Genomic DNA, 19,395 nt, shown 5'->3' with positions numbered 1-19,395 from the left:
TCCGCATCGCGCACGGATGTCCCCGCCCATGCCTCCACTATCCGAATTTCTGACCTTCGCCGCCGTGGGCGTATTCGCCCAGCTGGTCGATGGTGCGCTGGGTATGGCTTACGGTGTCGTCTCGGCGGCGATGCTGCTGGGGCTGGGCCTGCCGCCGGCGGTGGCCAGCGCCAGCGTGCACTACGCGGAGACCTTCACCTGCGGTGCCTCCGGCCTCAGCCACCTGGCGGCCGGCAACGTGCGGCGGCAGCTGTTCTGGACGCTGGCCATTCCCGGCGCGATCGGTGCCGTGATCGGCGCCTACGTGGTCACTCATGCACCGGCAAACTGGATGCGACTGGCGCTCACCGTCTACATGCTGGGCATGGGTGTATTCCTGCTGCGACGGGCGATGCGGCGCGACCGTGGCCATGACGACGTGGTGCCGCGTGCCACCCGCCCGCTGGGACTGGTTGCCGGTTTCGCCGATGCCGTGGCCGGCGGCGGCTGGAGCGCGCTGACCGTGACCACCCTGGTTGCCCGTGGCGCCACGCCGCGCACGGTGATCGGTACCGTGCACCTGGCCAAGTGCGTGGTCAGCGCGGCCGCCAGCGTCAGTTTCCTGATGCATGTCGGCGCCACCAACGGCGTCGCCGTGCTCGGCCTGATCGCCGGCGGCATGCTTGCCGCCCCGTTTGGCGCCCTGCTGGCCCGGCGCATGCCGGCACGGGCCGCGACGCTGCTGGCCGCCACCGCGGTGCTGGCACTGGGTCTCAACAACGTGGTGAAGGCGCTGCACTGACATCACCCCCGCCGGTCGCCGCTACAATGCGCGCATGACCAAGCCAGCCTCCTTTCCGATCGAAGTCCGCGGCTCCGCGAAGCAGCCGCTGGGCATGCCGCCCGCCCGCTTCCTGCGCGACTACTGGCAGAAGCGTCCGCTGCTGGTCCGCCACGCCTTCCCCGACTTCCAGCCACCACTGCAGCCGGACGACCTGGCCGGCCTGGCCTGCGAACCGACTGCGCTGGCGCGGCTGATCGTGCACGACGAGAAGCGTGATCGCTGGCAGGTCAAATCGAGTCCGCTCGACGAGGCCGACTTCGCCAATACCCCCGACAGCGGCTGGACCCTGCTGGTGCAGGACGTCGACAAGTGGGACGCGGATGTAGCTCAGTTGCTGGAACACTTCCGCTTCCTGCCGAGCTGGCGCGTGGACGACGTGATGGTCTCCTACGCCGAGCCCGGCGGCGGCGTCGGCGCCCACATCGACCAGTACGACGTGTTCCTGATCCAGGGCCTGGGCCAGCGCCACTGGGCGATCAGCGACGACCCGCTGGCGCCGAAGGCGTTCCGCCCCGACGTGGAACTGAAGCAGCTGGTGCAGTTCGAACCGACCCACGAATGGCTGCTGGAACCGGGTGACATGCTGTACCTGCCGCCCGGCGTGCCGCACGACGGGGTGGCCTTCGGTGGCCCGTGCATGACCTTCTCCGTCGGCATGCGCGCACCGTCGCAGGCCGAGCTGACCGGCGACCTGGCCGACTTCATCGCCGAGCATCTGCCGGAAGAATTGCGCTACGCCGACCCGGACCTGAAGCCGGCCACCGCCACCGGCGAGATCGACCGCGCCGCGATCGAGCGTCTGAAGGACGCGCTGCCGTTCGCCGCCGCCCTGCGCGAGGATCTGCTGCGCGAATGGTTCGGTCGTTTTGTCACCCGCTACCGCAGTGCGCAAGTGCCGGTGCCGCCGGCCAGGCCGCTGACCGAGGCCATGCTGGCGAAACAGCTCGATGCCGGTGCGCAGTTGCTGCGCCACCCGTGGTCGCGGCTGGCGTGGAGCCGCGGCAAGTCCGGCTGCACGCTGTACGCCAGCGGCCAGCCGTACCCGGCCACGCCGGCGCTGGCGCAGCAGCTGTGCGAACAGCGCGCGTTCGAGGCCGGGCGCAAGCTCGATGCCAGCGAACGCGCCCTGCTGCTGGCGCTGGTCAACGACGGCCACCTGCAGCCGCACAAGCCACGCCGCCGCCGATGAAGCTGCAGGATTTCCACGTCGAGATTGCCGACTGGTCACGCGAGGACCAGCGTGCTGCCCTGCTCGACCTGCGCGAGGTGGTGTTCATCCTGGAACAGGGCGTGCCCGAGCAGCGCGAACGCGACGGGCTGGACACGGATTGCTGGCACGTGCTGGCCCGCGACGAGGCCGGCCGGCCGATCGGTTGCGGCCGGCTCACGCCGGCACACAAGATCGGCCGCATGGCCGTGCTGCAGGAGTGGCGCGGTCGCGGCGTGGGCGTGACGATGTTGCGCGAACTGGTCGTCCGCGCCCGCACGCAGGGCTGGCCGGACGTGGCGCTGGACGCCCAGGTCAGTGCGATCGGTTTCTACGAACGCGAGAATTTCGTGGCGTACGGCGAGGAGTTCGAGGACGCCGGCCTGGCGCACCGGGCGATGCGCCTGGACCTGTCCGCAGCGGCCGCCGATGCCGCGCCGCCGCGCGACGTCGCCACGCTGCCCGCCGGCACGCAAGGCGAGACAGCCGAAACTCGCCGGCAACTGCTGGCCGATGCGCGCCACCAGTTGTCGATCTACCTGCCGCTGCTGGGCAACGACAGCTACGCCAGTGCGGAAGAGCTGGCCGAACTGCGGCGCATCGCGATCTCCGGCCGCGGCGCGCAGATCCGCATCCTGCTGCACGACCCGGCCGCCGCCCTGCGCAACGACCATCGCCTGATTGCACTGGCCCAGCGCCTGCCCAGCGCGATCCGGATCCGCACGCCGATGGAGGAGGCCGACCGCGCCTACATCTCGGCTTACTTGCTCAACGACGCCGGCGGCTACCTGTTCCTGCCCGAGGCCGACCGCGCGCAAGGTCGCGCCGCGCGCCGCGACCGCGCCGCCCAGGCGCCGCTGCAGCAGCACTTCGACGAGGTGTGGGAACGTGCCGAACCGGCCAGCGAACTGCAGGCGCTGAGGCTTTAGCCCGGCACCGGCTGAACGGCGGCTGGCCCGGCGTTTCGTCCGGCAACGCTTCCGTGCGAGCACGGCAAATCGCATGGAAGCGCTGCCTGCGGCGAAAAGCGTGTTAGACCATCGTCGGACAGGCGGGCCAAATGGCCATTCCGGGCGGCCTGCGGGTTGCCGCGTCGCAGCAGCCAAAGGCTATAATCGTCGGGATTCTCCCCAGTCATCCGTACAAGCGGCCTGCCGGGCTTGAAAACCGGACGGAAGCCGCGACCTCAAAGGTCACGCGGATGGCCGCAAGCATCCCTTCCCTGCCGGTGGTGACGTGACTACAAACCTGATCCGCGAGTTCTTCGAATCCTCCCAACTCGCTGGCGGCAACGCCGATTACGTCGAATCGCTCTACGACGCCTGGCTGGCCGACGCTTCGTCGATACCGGCCGAATGGGCCAGTTACTTTGCAACCTTCAAGGGCCGCGAGTCGGGAGACGTCTCCCACGCCTCGGCCATCGCGCGCATCGAGGCGGCGCAGAAGCAGCGCCACAACGGCGCCACCGCCGCGCCGGTCAGCGACGAGCACGCACGCAAGCAGGCCGGCGTGTTGCGCCTGCTCACCGCCTACCGCTCGCGCGGCCACCTTGCCGCCGAGCTCGACCCACTCGGCTTGACCGAGAAGATGCCGGCGCCGGACCTCGGCCTCGCCTTCCACGGCCTTTCCGACGCCGATCTCGACACCGAATTCGACACCGGCAACTACGCCGGCGGCGGCCAGCGCCTGAAACTGCGCGAACTGCTGGCCCGCTTGCAGAAGACCTACGCCAGCACGATCGGCGCCGAGTTCATGCACATCAGCAACCACGAGCAACGCAACTGGATCTACAGCCGGCTCGAACAGGCGGCCGGCCAGAGCGGCCTGGACAAGGCGGGCAAGCAGCGCGTGCTGGACGGCCTCACCGCGGCCGAGGGGCTGGAGCGCTACCTGCACACGAAATACGTGGGCCAGAAGCGCTTCTCGCTGGAAGGCGGCGACAGCCTGATCCCGATGATCGACGACGTGGTGCGTGCCGCCGGCGACAATGGCATCAAGGAACTGGTGATCGGCATGGCCCACCGCGGCCGCCTCAACATGCTGGTCAACATCCTGGGCAAGCCGCCGAAGACGCTGTTCGACGAATTCGAGGGCAAGTTCGAGCACCCCGACGACCCGGCCCATTCCGGCGACGTGAAGTACCACATGGGCTTCTCCGCCGACGTCAAGACGCCCAAGGGCGGCGTGCACGTGGCGCTGGCGTTCAACCCGTCGCACCTGGAGATCGTCAACCCGGTGGTGACCGGCTCGGTGCACGCGCGCCAGACCCGCCGCCGCGACACCGCGCACACGCAGTCGATGGCCGTGCTGATCCACGGCGACGCCGCGCTGGCCGGCCAGGGCGTGAACATGGAGCTGTTCAACATGTCGCAGGCGCGCGGCTTCCGCATCGGCGGCAGCCTGCACATCGTGATCAACAATCAGGTCGGCTTCACCACCTCCAACCCGCAGGACGCGCGTTCCACCATGTACTGCACCGACCTGGCCAAGATGGTCAACGCGCCGGTGCTGCACGTGAACGGCGATGATCCCGAAGCTGTGATCCTGGTGACCCGGCTTGCCTATGAATTCCGCAAGACGTTCCGCAAGGACGTGGTGATCGACCTGGTCTGCTACCGCCGCCACGGCCACAACGAGGCCGACGAACCGGCCGCCACCCAGCCGGTGATGTACCAGATCATCCGCAAGCGCCCGACCGCGCGCGACCTGTACCAGCAGCAGCTGGTGAAGGAAGGCGTGCTGGCCGAGGGCGACGCGCAGAAACAGTTCGAGGCCTACCGCGACCGTCTGGAAGCCGGCGCGCCGATGACCGAGCTGGACAACGACGCGCCAACCCGCGACGGCCACGTCGACTGGGCCCGTTTCCTCGGCGGCAAGCTGTCCACGCCGACCGACACCACGGTGCCGAAGCAGCGGCTGCAGGAGCTCTCCAGCCAGATCCTCACCCTGCCGGCCGGCCTCACCCTGCAGGCCCGGGTGGCGAAGATCTACGACGACCGCCGCAAGATGGCCGCGGGCGAGCTGCCGGCCGACTGGGGCTTCGCCGAGAACCTGGCCTACGCCACCCTCGTCGACGCCGGCCACGACATGCGCCTGGTCGGCCAGGATTCCGGCCGCGGCACGTTCTTCCATCGCCATGCGGTACTGCACGACCAGAAGGACGGCCACACCTACATGCCGCTGGCCACGGTGCGCCCGGGCGCCGACGTCGAGGTGATCGACTCGCTGCTCAGCGAAGAGGCGGTGATGGCGTTCGAGTACGGCCACTCCACCACCGACCCGGACACGCTCAACATCTGGGAAGCCCAGTTCGGCGATTTCGCCAACGGCGCGCAGGTGGTGATCGACCAGTTCATCAGCTCCGGCGAGGCGAAGTGGAACCGCCTGTGCGGCCTGGTGCTGCTGCTGCCGCACGGCTATGAAGGCCAGGGCCCGGAGCACTCCTCCGCGCGCCTCGAGCGCTTCCTGCAGCTGTGCGCGATGGACAACATGCAGGTCTGCGTGCCGACCACGCCGGCGCAGGATTTCCACATGATCCGCCGGCAGATGCTGCGCGCCGCACGCAAGCCGCTGATCGTGATGACGCCGAAGTCGCTGCTGCGCCACAAGCTGGCGGTGTCCACGCTGGACGAGCTGGCCAACGGCAGCTTCCAGCTGGTGATCGGCGAGCACCGCCAGCTGGCCGCGAAGAAGGTCAAGCGCGTGGTGCTGTGCTCCGGCAAGGTCTACTACGACCTGCTGGAGGAAGCCGAGAAGCGTGCTCTGGCCGACGTCGCGATCGTGCGTGTCGAACAGTTGTATCCGTTCCCGCGTGTCGAAGTCGGCGCCGAACTGGACAAGTATCCTTCCGCCAAGGAAGTGATCTGGTGCCAGGAAGAGCCGATGAACCAGGGCGCCTGGTTCCAGATTCGCCACCACCTGCAGGCCTGCATCGGCAGCAAGCACAGTCTCTCGTACGCGGGACGCGCGCGCTCGCCGGCACCGGCTGCCGGTCACCACAACACCCACGTCGCCGAACAGGCAGCACTCGTCGAACAGGCGCTCGCCGCGCCGGTCGGCACTGACCACTCTGCAGAATAAAGACACCCAAGGATCGTTATGTCCATCGAACTCAAAGTCCCCGTCCTGCCCGAGTCCGTCTCCGACGCCACCATCGCCAGCTGGCACAAGCAGGCCGGCGACGCGGTGAAGCGCGACGAGAACCTGGTCGACCTCGAAACCGACAAGGTGGTGCTGGAAGTACCCTCGCCGGTCGACGGCGTGCTGAAGGAAATCCGCCACCAGGTCGGCGACACGGTGAACAGCGAGCAGATCATCGCGATCATCGAGGAAGGCGCCGTGGCCGCGGCTCCGGCTCCGGCTCCAGCTGCCGCCGCTCCGGCGTCCGCACCCGCGGCTGCAGCGCCCGCCCCCGCCGCGTCGAAGTCGGCCGCCGAGCTTTCTCCCGCCGCGCAGCGCGTCGCCACCGAAAACAAGGTCGACACCTCCGCCATCGCCGGTACCGGCCGCGACGGCCGCATCATCAAGGAAGACGTGGTCAACGCCGGCTCGCGTCCTGCCGCGGCTCCCGCCGCGCCGGCGGCGAAGCCGACCCCGGGTTCGCGTCCGGAAGAGCGCGTGCCGATGACCCGCATGCGCGCGCGCATCGCCGAGCGCCTGATGCAGTCGAAGAACTCGATCGCCATGCTCACCTCGTTCAACGAAGTGAACCTGGCCGAAGTGGTGAAGATGCGCAAAGCCCTTGGCGACGCGTTCCAGAAGGAACACGGCGTCAAGCTCGGCTTCATGAGCTTCTTCGTCAAGGCCGCTGCCGAGGCGCTGAAGCGCTACCCGTTCGTCAACGCCTCGGTCGACGGCAACGACGTGATCTATCACGGCTACCAGGACATCTCGATCGCCGTGTCCACCGACAAGGGCCTGGTCACGCCGGTGCTGCGCGACGTGCAGGACATGAGCTTCGCCGACGTCGAGAAGGGCATCGCCGACTACGCCACCAAGGCGCGCGCCAACAAGCTATCGCTGGACGACCTGCAGGGCGGCACGTTCACCATCACCAATGGCGGCACCTTCGGCTCGCTGCTGTCCACCCCGATCGTCAACCCGCCGCAGAGCGCGATCCTGGGCATGCACACGATCAAGGAACGCGCCATCGTCGAGAACGGCCAGATCATCGCCGCGCCGATGATGTACATCGCGATCAGCTACGACCACCGCATCATCGACGGCAAGGACGCGGTGCTGTTCCTGGTCGACATCAAGAACCAGCTGGAGAATCCGCAGCGCATGCTGTTGGGGCTGTAACCGCTTGAACCCCTCTCCCGCCGGGAGAGGGGTTGGGGTGAGGGTTCGGTGATACCGCAACATCTCGCTCCGCCCGTACCCTCATCCGGCGCTTCGCGCCACCTTCTCCCGGCGGGAGAAGGAAAGAGCAAAGAGGAAAACCATGAGCGACAAATACGATGTCATCATCATCGGTGCCGGCCCGGCCGGCTACGTGGCCGCGATCCGCGCCGCGCAGCTGGGCCTGAAGACGGCCTGCGTCGACGCGTTCACCGGCAAGGACGGCAAGCCGGCACTGGGCGGCACCTGCCTCAACGTGGGCTGCATCCCGTCCAAGGCGCTGCTGGATTCCTCGCGCCAGTTCTGGAACATCGCGCATAACCTGCCGGTGCACGGCATCAGCGTGGGCGACGCCAAGGTCGACATGGGCACGTTCATCGGCCGCAAGGACAAGATCGTCAAGCAGTTCACCGGCGGCATCGCCCAGCTGTTCAAGGCGAACAAGGTCACGCCGTTCTTCGGTACCGGCAAGCTGTTGAAGGGCAACTCGGTAGAGATCACCGCCACAGACGGCAGCAAGCAGACGATCAGCGCCACCAACGTGATCCTGGCCTCCGGCTCCATTCCGATCGAACTGCCGTTCGCCAAGTTCGACGGCAAGGCAATCGTCGACAACGCCGGCGCGCTGGACTTCACCGAGGTGCCGAAGCGCCTGGGCGTGATCGGCGCCGGCGTGATCGGCCTGGAACTGGGCAGCGTGTGGAAGCGCCTGGGTTCCGAAGTCACCATCATCGAGGCGCTGCCGGAATTCCTCGCTGTCGCCGACGCCGATGTGGCCAAGGTCGCCGCCAAGGAATTCGCCAAGCAGGGTCTGAACATCAAGCTCAACGCCAAGCTCAACAAGGCTGAGGTGAAGAAGGACGGCGTGCACCTCACCTATACCGACAAGGACGGCGAGCAGCAGCTCGTGGTCGACAAGTTGCTGGTCGCCGTGGGCCGCCGTGCCTACACCACCGGTCTGCTGGCCGACGACACCGGCGTGAAGCTGGACGAGCGCGGCCGCATCGTGGTCGACGAGCACAACCACACCGGCGTCGATGGCGTGTGGGCGATCGGCGACGCCGTGCGCGGCCCGATGCTGGCGCACAAGGGCTCCGAGGAAGGCGTGGCGGTGGCCGAGTGGATCGCCGGCAAGGCTGGCCACGTCAACTTCGACACGATTCCGTGGGTGATCTACACCGAACCGGAAATCGCCTGGGCCGGCAAGACCGAAAAGGAACTGAAGGACACCGGCATCCCGTACAGGGTCGGCAGCTTCCCGTTTGCCGCGATCGGCCGCGCCGTGGCGATGAACGAGGCCATCGGCCAGGTGAAGATGCTCGCCCACGCCGAGACCGATCGCATCCTCGGCGTGCACATGGTGGGCCCGGGCGTGTCCGAGCTGATCGCCGAGTGCGTGGTGGCGATGGAGTTCAAGGGCTCGTCCGAGGACCTGGCCCGCATCGTCCACGCCCACCCGACGCTGTCGGAAGCCGTGCACGAGGCCGCGCTGTCGGTTGACAAGCGCTCCATCCACAAGGGCAACTGATCGCCCGGTGCTCAGCCAACATGGCCCGCTCCTGGCGACATGGGCGGGCCACGTCGTTTTCGGCAAAACCGAAAAGCGACAAATTGACACGGTGCTCTCCTGTTTTTTTGCCCTGACCAAACCGACATCGCCATGCCCCAACCCACCGCCATCTGCGTCTACTGCGGCTCCAACAGCGGCCGGCATCCCGAGTACGCCGAACAGGCCCGCGCCTTCGGTACCGAAATGGCCCGGCGTGGCATCGCCCTGGTTTACGGCGGCGGCAATGTCGGCTTGATGGGCGTGGTGGCCGACGCCGTGCTCGCCGGCGGCGGCAAGGTGGTCGGGGTCATCCCGCGCCAGCTGGTGGAACTCGAGGTGGCCCACCCGGGCCTCACTGAACTGGTGGTGGTCGAGACCATGCACCAGCGCAAGACGCGCATGTACGAGTTGTCCGATGCCTTCGTCGCCCTGCCCGGTGGCTTCGGCACCATGGACGAGATGTTCGAGATGCTGACCTGGGCGCAACTGGGCCTGCATCGCTATCCCTGCGCCTTCCTCGACGTGCGCGGCTATTACCGCGATCTGCGCACGCTGATGGAGCACATGGTCGACGAGTCCTTCGTGAAGGCGGCGCAGCGCGACAGCATCTGGTTCGGCGACGACATCGCCGCGCTGTTCGGCTGGATGCAGGGCTATGAAGGCAGCTACACGCCCAAATGGATTTCCTCCCGCAGCGTCGACGCCTGAACTCGCAGGAGATCAAAATGCCCCGTTTCCGTGCTTTCCGCATCCACAACGACGACGCCGGCTACCGTACCGGTATCGAGACCATGGACACCGAGGCGCTGTCGCCGGGCGAAGTGCTGGTCAAGGCTGCGTATTCTTCGGTCAACTACAAGGACGCACTGGCCGGCACCGGCAAGGGCCGGATCCTGCGCACCTACCCGCTCAACGGCGGCATCGACGTGGCCGGCCATGTGGTCGCCTCGACCGATCCCGCCTTTCGGGAAGATGACGCGGTGTTGTGCACCGGCAGCGGCCTGTCCGAGACGCGCGACGGCGGCTATGGCGAGTACGCCCGGCTCGACGCGCGCTGGACCATCCCGCTGCCGGCAGGCCTGAGCCTGCGCGAAAGCATGATCATCGGCACCGCCGGTTTCACCGCGGCACTTGCGCTGCTGCGCATGCAGGACAACCGGCAGACACCTGCGCTGGGCCCGGTCGCGGTGACCGGCGCCAGCGGTGGCGTCGGCATGCTGGCGATCGACATCTTCAGCCGCGCCGGCTACGAAGTGCACGCGATCAGCGGCAAGGCCGATCACTTCGATTTCCTGCGCGGCCTCGGCGCCAGTGAATGCATCGACCGCCACCAGCTCGCCTTCAGCGGCAAGCCGATGGACTCGGCCCGATTCGGCGGCGCGCTGGACAACGTCGGCGGCAGCATGCTCAGCGGCCTGCTGCCGCTGATCAATCCGTACGGCAACGTGGCGATCTGCGGCAACGCCGGCGGCATCGCCTTCGACAGCACGGTGATGCCGTTCATCATCCGCGGCGCCAGCCTGCTCGGGATCGCTTCGGCCGGCACCGCGCGCGACCTGCGCGAGAGCATCTGGCAACACCTCGCCAGTGACTGGAAACCGCAACACCTGGAGCGCATCGCCACCCGCGAGGTGGGCCTCGATGAACTGCCCGGCGTGTTTGCGCGCATGCTCGCTGGCGACTCGTTCGGACGCACCCTGGTGCGCATCGAAAGCACGGTTTGACGAAACCGCGCTTGGAAGTAGCATCACCACGGCTTAGAATCAACGAAACTCGCAGGGGACTATCACCTTATGGCACGCATCCTGATCGTCGACGACTCCCCGTCACAACTGCTTGGCATCAAGCGGATCGTCGAAAAACTCGGGCATGAAACCCTTTCGGCCGAAGACGGTGCCGCGGGCGTGGAAGTGGCCAAGGCGGAAAAGCCCGACCTGATCCTGATGGACGTAGTCATGCCCAACCTCAACGGTTTCCAGGCTACCCGCACGATCAGCAAGAACGCCGAGACCGCACACATCCCGATCATCCTGGTGACCACCAAGGACCAGGAGACGGACCGGGTCTGGGGTATGCGCCAGGGCGCCAAGGCCTACGTGACCAAGCCGATCAAGGAAGAGGAACTGCTCAAGGCGCTGCAGGAGTTCCTGCCGGGTTGATCTGATTCCCGTCTGTACAGGTTCACGAAAAAACGGCGCCCGCAGGCGCCGTTTTTGTTTGAGCGGGCCACATGACTCAGCGGCGCGGATCGAAATCCCCGAACTCCTTGCGCAACGCTTCATAGGCAGCCCGCTGTTCGTCGTTTTCCGCCGCCGGTGCACGAATCGACAACTCCACCAGCTGATCGCCCGGATGCGCACCGGGCATGCCGCGCCCCTTCAGGCGCAGCTTGCGTCCCGACTGCGAGCCGGCTGGAATGCGCAGGTCCACCGTCCCGGCCAGCGTCGGCACCGGCACGGTGGCGCCCAGCGCCGCTTCCCACGGCGCGATCGGCAGCACGTGCACCACGTTGCGACCGTCCAGGCGGAAGCGCGCGTCGTCGCGGATGCCCACTTCCAGCAGCAGGTCGCCGTTCGGCCCACCGGCCATGCCACCCTGGCCCTGGCCGGACAGGCGAATCACCTGGCCCGGCTGGATCCCGGCCGGGATCTTCACTTCCAGCACGCGCTCGCCGCCGGCCGGGTCATGCATCGCCAGCCGCGTGCGGCCGCCGTCGAACGCGGTCTGCAGGTCAATCTGCACCGAGGCCTGCACGTCGCGACCGCGACGCGGCCGCGGCTGGCCACGATGGCCCTGCGCTGCCCCACGGCCGAACAGGCTCTCGAAGAAATCGCTGAAGTCGCCATCGTCGCCACCGCCAAAGCCCTGCTGCCCCTGCCAGCCCGGTGGCGGGCGGAACTGCTCGCCTTCGCGGTAGCCGCCGGCACGCAACTGGTCGTATGAACGCCGCTTCTCGGCGTCCTTGAGCACTTCGTTGGCCTCGTTGACCGCCTTGAATTTCTCCTCGGCGCCGGCTTCCTTGTTCTTGTCCGGATGGTACTTGCGCGCCAGCTTGCGATACGCCGCCTTGATCTCGGCCTCGCTCGCCTCGGGCTTCACACCCAGGATCTCGTAATAATCTTTGAATTCCACACACCACTCCCGCCGATTCAATTTCTTCCACACGCGACGACCTGCCGCGGATCATTGTCCGCGGCAGGTCGCCCGCGCAAGACTCGCGGAAATGTTTCAGTTGCCGGTATTGATGGTGATGCGGCGCGGCGTGGTCTCCGCCTTCTTCGGAATGACGATTTCCAGCACGCCATCCTTGCCATGCGCGGTGATGCCATCGGCATCGGCGCTGTCGGGCAGTGCGAAGCGGCGATAGAACAGGCCGTGCGAACGCTCCAGCCGGGTGAACTTGCCGTTCTGCTCGCGGTTCTCCACGGTACGTTCACCCTTGATGGTGAGGATGCCCTTCTCCATGCTCACCTCGATCTTCCCCGGGTCCACGCCAGGAATGTCCGCGTAGATCACGAAACGCCGGTCCTCTTCCTTGATGTCCACGCGCGGCGCCCACTGGCTGGTCACCACGTTGGACTGGTCCGCCTCGGCCGGGTTGCCAAGCAGGCGATCGAACGCCTCGCGGATGTCACCGATGTTGGCCGGGCTGGCCGGATTCCAGGGGAAATTGTGACTCAGATTCATGCTCATATCTCCTCGTCGGTGGGGGTTTGCGGCTCAACGCCGCCTGTCCGGGAAGTGGGTTTTCATGGCTCCCGATTCAAGGCGACAAGCTTCCTCCCGCAGCGTTAGCATGGCGGCATCATCTACCCGGGAAGTCGTCACCATGACCATTCAAATCGGCCAGTCGCTGCCGGATGTCGAGCTGTCGGCGGTCAGCGAGGAGATCCGCCCCTGCCGGACCGGCGAACTGTTTGCCGGAAGCCGCGTGGTGCTGTTCGCCGTCCCCGGCGCCTTCACGCCAACGTGTTCCAGCCGGCATCTTCCGGGCTACGTGCAACGCTACGCCGACTTCCACGAAGCCGGGGTGAAGGTGATGTGCCTGGCGGTCAACGATGCCTACGTGATGCAGGCCTGGGCCCGCACCCAGCAGGTCCCCCCGGGCCTGCTGATGCTGGCCGACGGCAACGCCAGCTTCACCCGCGCGCTGGGGCTGGAACTGGACGGCACGGCTTTCGGCATGGGCCTGCGCACGCGGCGTTTTGCGCTCTACGCGGAAGACGGCGTGGTGCGCCTGCTGCAGGTCGAGTCCCCCGGCGAGCTGCGCGTTTCCAGTGCCGAGGCAATGCTGGCAGCCATCGCCCGCTGAGGCAGCCCGGGCCGGGGCCGGCAACGAAAAACCCCGGCATCGCCGGGGTTTTCCGATTCAGGCGTGTGTCGAGCTCATTCGTCGCTGCCTGCCCCTGCCGGCTCCACATCACTGGAACCGCCGCCATCAGCGGGTGCATGGGCATTGACGACCTCGGCATCCTCGCCGTTGTCCTCTTCGGCCTCCAGCCGCATCACGCTGACCAGGGTTTCGTCGGCCGGCAGGCGGATCAGGGTGACGCCCTGGGTGTTGCGGCCGAGCTGCGAGACTTCCGCCACGCGCGTGCGCACCAGGGTGCCCTGGTCGGAGATCAGCATCAGCTCATGTGCTTCGGTGACCTGCACCGCGCCGACCAACGCGCCATTGCGCTCGGAGCACTGGATGCCGATCACGCCCTGCGTACCACGACCCTTCTTGGTGAACTCGGCCAGCTGGGTGCGCTTGCCGTAGCCGCGTTCCGTCGCGGTAAGGATGTCGCCCTCCGCTGCCACGATCAGCGACACCACGTGGGCGCCTTCGGCCAGTCGCATGCCGCGCACGCCGGTGGCGGTGCGGCCCATCGAGCGCACGGTGTTCTCGTCGAAGCGGTTGACCTTGCCATTGGAGGCGAACAGCAGGATGTCGCTGTTGCCGTCGGTCAGTTCCACGTTGACCAGCGCGTCGCCGTCGCTGAGCTTGATGGCTAGCTTGCCCTTCTGCAGCTGGAAGGCGAACTCGGTCAGCGGGGTCTTCTTGACCGTGCCGTGCTTCGTCGCGAAGAACACGAAGCGATCGTCGGTGTATTCGCGTACCGGCAACACCGCCTGCACCTTCTCGCCCTCGCCCAGCGGCAGCAGGTTGATGATTGGCTTGCCGCGCGCGCCGGGACCCGCTTCCGGCATCTGGTAGACCTTGAGCCAGTAGACGCGGCCGGTGCTGGTGAAGGTCAGCAGGGTGTCGTGCGTGTTGACCACCCACAGCTGCTCGACGACATCCTCGTCCTTCAGCGCCGACGCCGAACGCCCCTTGCCGCCGCGCTTCTGCGCGCGGTACGTGCTGGCCGGCTGGCGCTTGATGTAGCCCGTATGCGACAGCGTGACCACGACGTCTTCCGGCGCGATCAGGTCGAGTACGTTGAGGTCTTCCTGCGAATGCTGGATCTCGGTGCGGCGGGCATCGCCGAACTCGGCCTTGATCGCCTCCAGTTCCTCGCGGATCACCTGCAGCAGGCGTTCGGGGTTCTCCAGGATATCGATCAGGCCACGGATGGTCTCCAGGATCTGCCGGTATTCGTCGGAAAGCTTTTCCTGCTCCAGTCCGGTCAGGCGATGCAGACGCATCGCCAGGATTTCCAGTGCCTGCGCCTCGGACAGCTGGTAGCCGTCGGCCTTCAGCCCATCGCGCGGATCCATGTCCTCCGGCCGCGATGCGTCGGCACCGGTGGCGGACAACAAGGCCCGCACCAGGCCAGCCTCCCAGCGCCGCGAAACCATGCGCTCGCGCGCCTCGGCCGGCGATGCCGAGGTCTTGATCAGCTCGATCATCTCGTCGATGTTGGCCAGCGCGACAGTCAGGCCTTCGAGGATGTGCGCACGGGCGCGAGCCTTGCGCAGTTCGAAGATGGTGCGGCGGGTGACCACCTCGCGGCGGTGGCGGATGAACGCCTCGAGGATGTCCTTGAGATTGAGCAGCTTCGGCTGGCCGTCCAGCAGGGCCACCATGTTGATGCCGAAGGTCACCTGCAGCTGGGTCTGCTGGAACAGGTTGTTCAGCACCACGTCGCCCATCGCGTCCTTGCGGATCTCGATGACGACGCGCATGCCGTCCTTGTCGGATTCGTCGCGCAGCTCGCTGATGCCTTCGAGCTTCTTCTCCTTGACCAGCTCGGCGATCTTCTCGATCAGCCGCGCCTTGTTCACCTGGTACGGCAGCTCGTGGACGATGATCGTCTCGCGGCCGTTCGGCTCGGTCTCGATCTCGGCCTTGGCACGCACCAGGATGCGGCCGCGACCGGTGCGGTACGCCTCGATGATGCCGGACGAGCCGTTGATGATGCCGTAGGTCGGGAAATCCGGACCCGGGATGTAGTGCATCAGCTCGTCGATCGACAGCGCGGGCTCGTCGATCAGCGCGATCGTCGCCGCGATCACCTCGTTGAGGTTGTGCGGCGGGATGTTGGTGGCCATGCCCACGGCGATGCCGGCCGAACCGTTCACCAGCAGGTTCGGCACGCGCGTGGGCAGCACCAGCGGCTCGTGCTCGCTCTCGTCGTAGTTCGGGCCGAAGTCGACGGTTTCCTTGTCGATGTCGGCCAGCAGCTCGTGGCTGAGCCGCGACATGCGCACCTCGGTGTAACGCATCGCGGCGGCGCTGTCACCGTCGACCGAGCCGAAGTTGCCCTGGCCGTCGACCAGCATGTAGCGCAGCGAGAACGGCTGCGCCAGGCGCACGATCGCGTCATACACCGACTGGTCGCCGTGCGGATGGTACTTACCGATCACGTCACCGACCACGCGGGCCGACTTCTTGTATGGCTTGTTGTATACGTTGCCCAGTTCGTTCATCGCGAACAGCACGCGGCGATGCACGGGTTTCAGACCGTCGCGGACATCCGGAAGTGCGCGGCCCACGATCACGCTCATGGCGTAGTCGAGGTAGCTCTGGCGCATCTCGTCTTCGATGTTGACGCGAATCACTTCTTTGGCGAGCTCTGCCATCAATCGGCTTCCCTGATAACGAAAAAAGGACGCTGGCACCGCGCCCCAAGCGCATGCGCAAGCGACCCGAAATCAACCCCGTGAGTGTACCACGAACGGCATCAAAAAGACAGGATTTAATCTTTATTAATCAATGGCTTGCAGCGGCATATCAAAGCGCCCGGAAAGCTTCGCGCAGACCGTCGCGAAACTGACCCATGTGGCGAGCGCCGATTGGCTGGAAGAGACGCCACCACGCGCAAACCGCGGGCCCGATGCGATGGCTTCAGCGCCCGAACATGGCCTGCATCGCCATGCTGTTCGGCCGCTCGATCACGCCACGCTCGGTGACGATCGCATCGATCAATTCCGCCGGCGCCACGTCGAACACCGGGTTCCACGCCTGCGCCCCTTCGACCACGGTGCGGTGGCCGGCGATGCTGAGCAACTCGGCCGGATCGCGCAGCTCGATCTCGATTTCCTCGCCGCTGCCGGTGGCCATGTCGACGGTGGAGGATGGCGCCACCACCATGAACTTCACGCCGTGGTACTTCGCCGCGATCGCCAGCTGATAGGTGCCGATTTTGTTCGCGGTGTCGCCGTTCGCGGCGATGCGGTCGGCGCCGACGATCACCCATTGCACGGCACCGGACTTCATCAGATGTGCGGCGGCGGAGTCGGCGATCAGCTGCGCCGGGATGCCGTCGCGCACCAGCTCCCACATGGTCAATCGGGCACCTTGTTGCCACGGTCGGGTCTCGCCGGCGTACACCCGCGCGATGCGCTTCGCCGCCACGCCGGCGCGGATCACGCCCAACGCGGTGCCGTAACCGGCGGTGGCCAGCGAGCCAGTGTTGCAGTGGGTCAGCACGCCCGAGCCGGGGGCGATCAACGCGGCGCCCAGTTCACCCATGCGGCGGTTCGCGGCCAGGTCCTCGTTCTGGATCGCCTGCGCTTCACGCAGCAGCGCGTCGGGGTCGGCGCCGGCCGCGATGCGTTTCTTCATCCGGTCCAGCGCCCACATCAGGTTCACCGCGGTCGGCCGCGCTGCACGCAACGTCGCCAGCACCGGTTCCAGCGAGGCACCCTGCTGCGAGGCCATCGCCACACCCCACGCGGCGGCAATGCCGATCGCCGGTGCGCCACGCACGGCCAGGTCGCGGATCGCCTGGGTCACCTGGGCCGCGTCGCGACAGTCGATCCAGCATTCCTCGCTAGGCAGCAGGCGCTGGTCGAGCAGGCGCAGATGATCGCCCTGCCACTGCACGGCGCGAATGGAATCGTGGGTATCAGCTGATGCGCTCATCCGTCCATTATCGCCTGCCGCGTGCATATTTCACACGGCAGGCAAGGACGGCTCAGTCGCGCTGGTGCAACCACTGGTGGATCGCCGGTGGCACCTCGCGCTGCGCGCGTCCGGACACATAGATGCCGATGTGGCCGCCCTTGAACGCGAGCTGGGTGTAGTCGGTGCTGCCGACGTGCTTGCCCAGCGCGCGTGACGCATCGGGCGGCACCAGATGATCCTGCTCGGCGAAGATGTTCAGCACCGGCTGCGTCACCATGCCGAGATCCACCGGCTTGCCGCCGATCTCGAGCGTGCCCTTGACCAGCTTGTTGCCCTGGTAGAAGTCCTTGATGAACTGGCGGAATGCCTCACCAGCCTGGTCGGGCGAATCGAAGATCCAGCGCTCCATGCGCAGGAAGTTCTCCAGCTCGGCGGGGTTGTCGAGGATATCGACCATGCCGATGTATTTCTGCTGGTTCAGCCGCAGCGGCTTCAGCGTGAGGTAGACGTAGTTCATCAGCCCGGCGGGGATGTTGCCCATGGTGTCGACGAACAGGTCCACGTCCATGCCGCGGCACCAGTGCGACAACATGTTGTCCGGCGTGTGGAAGTCCACCGGCGTGACCATGGTGATCAGGTTCTTCACCTTGTCCGGATGCAGCGCGGTGTAGCACAGCGAGAACGCGCCGCCCTGGCAGATGCCGAGCAGGTTGATCGCATCCAGATCGTGGCGCGCGCGCACGGCATCAACGCAGCGATCGAGGTAGCCGTTGATGTAGTCGTCCAGGGTCAGCCAGCGATCGGCGCCGTCGGGATAGCCCCAGTCGATCAGGTATACGTCCTCGCCCTGCTCCAGCAGGTTGCGCACCATCGAACGGTCGGCCTGCAGGTCGGTCATCCACACCGTGTTGACCAGCGCGTAGACGATCAGCAACGGGGTCTTCGACGTCGCCTTGCCGTGGCCGGTGAAATGCCACACTTTCAGCTTGTCCTCGCTGTAGACCAGTTCGCGCGGGGTGCTGGCGTATTCCGGCTCGCGCATGTTGCGCAGATTCGCCATGCCGGCAGCGAGCTTGCGCTGGAAGGTGGCGATGTCGGCCAGCGCCCTGGCCGGGTCGATGCGCAATGGCGTTTGCATGGCTGGTCTCCTTACTTGCGCTTGCGTGGGCTGGAGCTGGACTTGGATACGACGGGCTTGCGTACCGCTTTCGCCGCTGCCGTCTTCTTTGCGACAACCGAAGGCTTGGCCGGGACAGCCTTCTTCGCCACCACCGGGCCATTGGCCACTTGCCGTTTCAGCGCAGCCAGCTCGCGGCGCAGCGCCATGATCTCGTCGGCATGATCGGTGGATGCACCGGCCCGGCTGGCGCGGAACTCGCGGCGCAGGGCCTGCAGCCGTTCGCCGAGGCTCGACACCTCGCTGCGCGTCGGCACGCCCAGCTGCTGGCAAAGCTGCTCGGTCTGCTGCTGCTGCAGCTGGCGCACGCGCATTTGCGTGTTGACCATCTCGCCGTAGACCTCGCGAAACTCGTCGGACAGCGCGATCTCGGCATAGGCCTCCTCCGAGGCGTCCACCCACAGGTCGTACAGCCCCTTCAGCGAATCGATCTGGCGGCCCGGCTCGGCATGCCGGGCCAGTTTGTCCTGCAGGCGCTGCATGCCTTGCGTGTTGGCGCGCTGGATCAGCTCCTGATAGCGCGCGGTCGCCTGCATCGACTCCAGCAACGCGGTGGCCAGCGCCTGCTGCTGCATCTGCTGCTCGCGGTTCAGACCGAACGCCGGCGTCGGCCCGTGCGCGCCCGGCAGGTCGCCGAAACCGCCGGGCCGGGCTGCCTGCATCCAAGATTGCCATTGTCGCGCGAAGCCTTCCGCACCGGCGCTGTCGATCCCACCAAACGCCTGCGCAAACGGCTGGCTGGCGCCGCCGAACATCTGCTGCAGTTGCTGGCGCCAGTCCGTGCTCGGCTGCTGGGCTGTGCCACCGCTGGCAGCCGCCTGCATCCAGTCGAAATAGCCCTTCAATCCGGCCAGCGTGCGTTCCAGCGTGTCGTTGCCCGCAACCGGCGCCGGCGGTGGCGCGAACGGATTCGCCACGGGTGGCTGCTGGAACTGACGCGTCCAGGCATCCCACGACTGCTGCGTCAGCGTCTGGTAATCCCTGATGAAATCATTTGCCGGATCGGCCATCGGTGCATCCTCGC

At 66.7% G+C, this 19,395-nt stretch carries 16 protein-coding genes; 10 read left to right on the top strand and 6 right to left on the bottom strand.

Going from position 1 to position 19,395, the window contains the following annotated elements:
• The first annotated feature begins 28 nt into the window (after positions 1-28).
• The 9 genes from QQA13_RS07045 to pilH all read left to right on the top strand — a co-directional run bounded on the left by QQA13_RS07045 (position 29) and on the right by pilH (position 11,078).
• Positions 29-781 (top strand): sulfite exporter TauE/SafE family protein, encoded by a 753-nt coding sequence (locus tag QQA13_RS07045; protein ID WP_108471324.1) that lies wholly within the window; start codon positions 29-31, stop codon positions 779-781.
• 34 nt (positions 782-815) lie between these two features.
• Positions 816-2,012, top strand: coding sequence for a cupin domain-containing protein (locus QQA13_RS07040; protein ID WP_108471325.1), 1,197 nt, complete (start codon positions 816-818; stop codon positions 2,010-2,012).
• The gene (locus QQA13_RS07035; protein WP_108471326.1) at positions 2,009-2,959 is read left to right on the top strand and encodes a GNAT family N-acetyltransferase; all 951 of its coding nucleotides are present in this window, start codon (positions 2,009-2,011) and stop codon (positions 2,957-2,959) included. The genes QQA13_RS07040 and QQA13_RS07035 overlap by 4 nt, the downstream gene beginning before the upstream one ends.
• A gap of 307 nt (positions 2,960-3,266) precedes the next feature.
• Positions 3,267-6,110, top strand: coding sequence for a 2-oxoglutarate dehydrogenase E1 component (locus tag QQA13_RS07030; RefSeq protein WP_108471327.1), 2,844 nt, complete (start codon positions 3,267-3,269; stop codon positions 6,108-6,110).
• Between the two features lie 18 nt (positions 6,111-6,128).
• Positions 6,129-7,331: a 2-oxoglutarate dehydrogenase complex dihydrolipoyllysine-residue succinyltransferase gene (gene odhB / locus QQA13_RS07025; protein ID WP_108471328.1), complete on the top strand. Its 1,203-nt coding sequence runs from the start codon at positions 6,129-6,131 to the stop codon at positions 7,329-7,331.
• Positions 7,332-7,473: 142 nt separating this feature from the next.
• Positions 7,474-8,898: a dihydrolipoyl dehydrogenase gene (gene lpdA, locus QQA13_RS07020; protein WP_108471329.1), complete on the top strand. Its 1,425-nt coding sequence runs from the start codon at positions 7,474-7,476 to the stop codon at positions 8,896-8,898.
• Positions 8,899-9,030: 132 nt separating this feature from the next.
• Positions 9,031-9,627, top strand: coding sequence for a TIGR00730 family Rossman fold protein (locus QQA13_RS07015; RefSeq protein ID WP_108471330.1), 597 nt, complete (start codon positions 9,031-9,033; stop codon positions 9,625-9,627).
• A gap of 17 nt (positions 9,628-9,644) precedes the next feature.
• The gene (locus QQA13_RS07010; protein WP_108471625.1) at positions 9,645-10,643 is read left to right on the top strand and encodes an oxidoreductase; all 999 of its coding nucleotides are present in this window, start codon (positions 9,645-9,647) and stop codon (positions 10,641-10,643) included.
• 69 nt (positions 10,644-10,712) lie between these two features.
• Positions 10,713-11,078, top strand: a complete 366-nt coding sequence (pilH, locus tag QQA13_RS07005; protein WP_008435575.1) for a twitching motility response regulator PilH — start codon at positions 10,713-10,715, stop codon at positions 11,076-11,078.
• A 76-nt stretch (positions 11,079-11,154) separates the two neighbouring features.
• Here pilH and QQA13_RS07000 read toward each other — a convergent pair whose 3' ends face one another.
• Both QQA13_RS07000 and QQA13_RS06995 read right to left on the bottom strand, forming a co-directional pair.
• Positions 11,155-12,051 (bottom strand): DnaJ C-terminal domain-containing protein, encoded by an 897-nt coding sequence (locus QQA13_RS07000; protein WP_108471331.1) that lies wholly within the window; start codon positions 12,049-12,051, stop codon positions 11,155-11,157.
• A gap of 96 nt (positions 12,052-12,147) precedes the next feature.
• Positions 12,148-12,606: an Hsp20/alpha crystallin family protein gene (locus tag QQA13_RS06995; protein ID WP_108471626.1), complete on the bottom strand. Its 459-nt coding sequence runs from the start codon at positions 12,604-12,606 to the stop codon at positions 12,148-12,150.
• Between the two features lie 142 nt (positions 12,607-12,748).
• Between QQA13_RS06995 and QQA13_RS06990 the strand changes: the two genes are divergently transcribed.
• Positions 12,749-13,231 carry a peroxiredoxin gene (locus QQA13_RS06990; RefSeq protein ID WP_108471332.1) on the top strand — a complete coding sequence of 161 codons (483 nt, stop codon included), beginning with the start codon at positions 12,749-12,751 and terminating at the stop codon, positions 13,229-13,231.
• A gap of 74 nt (positions 13,232-13,305) precedes the next feature.
• On the opposite strand, the gene gyrA is transcribed toward QQA13_RS06990, so the two are convergent.
• The 4 genes from gyrA to QQA13_RS06970 all read right to left on the bottom strand — a co-directional run bounded on the left by gyrA (position 13,306) and on the right by QQA13_RS06970 (position 19,381).
• Positions 13,306-15,927, bottom strand: coding sequence for a DNA gyrase subunit A (gyrA, locus tag QQA13_RS06985; RefSeq protein ID WP_108471333.1), 2,622 nt, complete (start codon positions 15,925-15,927; stop codon positions 13,306-13,308).
• 265 nt (positions 15,928-16,192) lie between these two features.
• Entirely contained in the window at positions 16,193-17,212 is a 1,020-nt protein-coding gene (mtnA, locus tag QQA13_RS06980) for an S-methyl-5-thioribose-1-phosphate isomerase (RefSeq protein ID WP_108471334.1), read from the bottom strand.
• A gap of 52 nt (positions 17,213-17,264) precedes the next feature.
• Complete coding sequence (locus QQA13_RS06975) at positions 17,265-18,332, bottom strand: class III poly(R)-hydroxyalkanoic acid synthase subunit PhaC (RefSeq protein WP_108471335.1); 1,068 nt, start codon at positions 18,330-18,332, stop codon at positions 17,265-17,267.
• A gap of 11 nt (positions 18,333-18,343) precedes the next feature.
• Entirely contained in the window at positions 18,344-19,381 is a 1,038-nt protein-coding gene (locus tag QQA13_RS06970) for a poly(R)-hydroxyalkanoic acid synthase subunit PhaE (RefSeq protein WP_108471336.1), read from the bottom strand.
• Positions 19,382-19,395 lie beyond the last annotated feature (14 nt).

It is taken from the genome of Rhodanobacter thiooxydans, from assembly GCF_030291135.1.
In the GTDB taxonomy this organism is placed as follows: Bacteria; Pseudomonadota; Gammaproteobacteria; order Xanthomonadales; family Rhodanobacteraceae; genus Rhodanobacter; species Rhodanobacter thiooxydans_A.
The sequence above is the reverse complement of the archived record's forward strand: the minus strand, read 5'-3'. Positions and strand labels throughout refer to the sequence as shown.

What these genes read in the sequence shown, in the direction of transcription:
- QQA13_RS07035 (WP_108471326.1), top strand. Translation starts at nt 2,009, where the DNA reads ATGAAGCTGCAGGATTTCCACGTCGAGATTGCCGACTGGTCACGCGAG.
- pilH (WP_008435575.1), top strand. Translation starts at nt 10,713, where the DNA reads ATGGCACGCATCCTGATCGTCGACGACTCCCCGTCACAACTGCTTGGC.
- QQA13_RS06975 (WP_108471335.1), bottom strand. Translation starts at nt 18,332, where the DNA reads ATGCAAACGCCATTGCGCATCGACCCGGCCAGGGCGCTGGCCGACATC.
- mtnA (WP_108471334.1), bottom strand. Translation starts at nt 17,212, where the DNA reads ATGAGCGCATCAGCTGATACCCACGATTCCATTCGCGCCGTGCAGTGG.
- QQA13_RS06970 (WP_108471336.1), bottom strand. Translation starts at nt 19,381, where the DNA reads ATGGCCGATCCGGCAAATGATTTCATCAGGGATTACCAGACGCTGACG.
- QQA13_RS07010 (WP_108471625.1), top strand. Translation starts at nt 9,645, where the DNA reads ATGCCCCGTTTCCGTGCTTTCCGCATCCACAACGACGACGCCGGCTAC.
- odhB (WP_108471328.1), top strand. Translation starts at nt 6,129, where the DNA reads ATGTCCATCGAACTCAAAGTCCCCGTCCTGCCCGAGTCCGTCTCCGAC.
- gyrA (WP_108471333.1), bottom strand. Translation starts at nt 15,927, where the DNA reads ATGGCAGAGCTCGCCAAAGAAGTGATTCGCGTCAACATCGAAGACGAG.
- QQA13_RS07040 (WP_108471325.1), top strand. Translation starts at nt 816, where the DNA reads ATGACCAAGCCAGCCTCCTTTCCGATCGAAGTCCGCGGCTCCGCGAAG.
- QQA13_RS07045 (WP_108471324.1), top strand. Translation starts at nt 29, where the DNA reads ATGCCTCCACTATCCGAATTTCTGACCTTCGCCGCCGTGGGCGTATTC.
- lpdA (WP_108471329.1), top strand. Translation starts at nt 7,474, where the DNA reads ATGAGCGACAAATACGATGTCATCATCATCGGTGCCGGCCCGGCCGGC.
- QQA13_RS06990 (WP_108471332.1), top strand. Translation starts at nt 12,749, where the DNA reads ATGACCATTCAAATCGGCCAGTCGCTGCCGGATGTCGAGCTGTCGGCG.
- QQA13_RS06995 (WP_108471626.1), bottom strand. Translation starts at nt 12,606, where the DNA reads ATGAATCTGAGTCACAATTTCCCCTGGAATCCGGCCAGCCCGGCCAAC.
- QQA13_RS07015 (WP_108471330.1), top strand. Translation starts at nt 9,031, where the DNA reads ATGCCCCAACCCACCGCCATCTGCGTCTACTGCGGCTCCAACAGCGGC.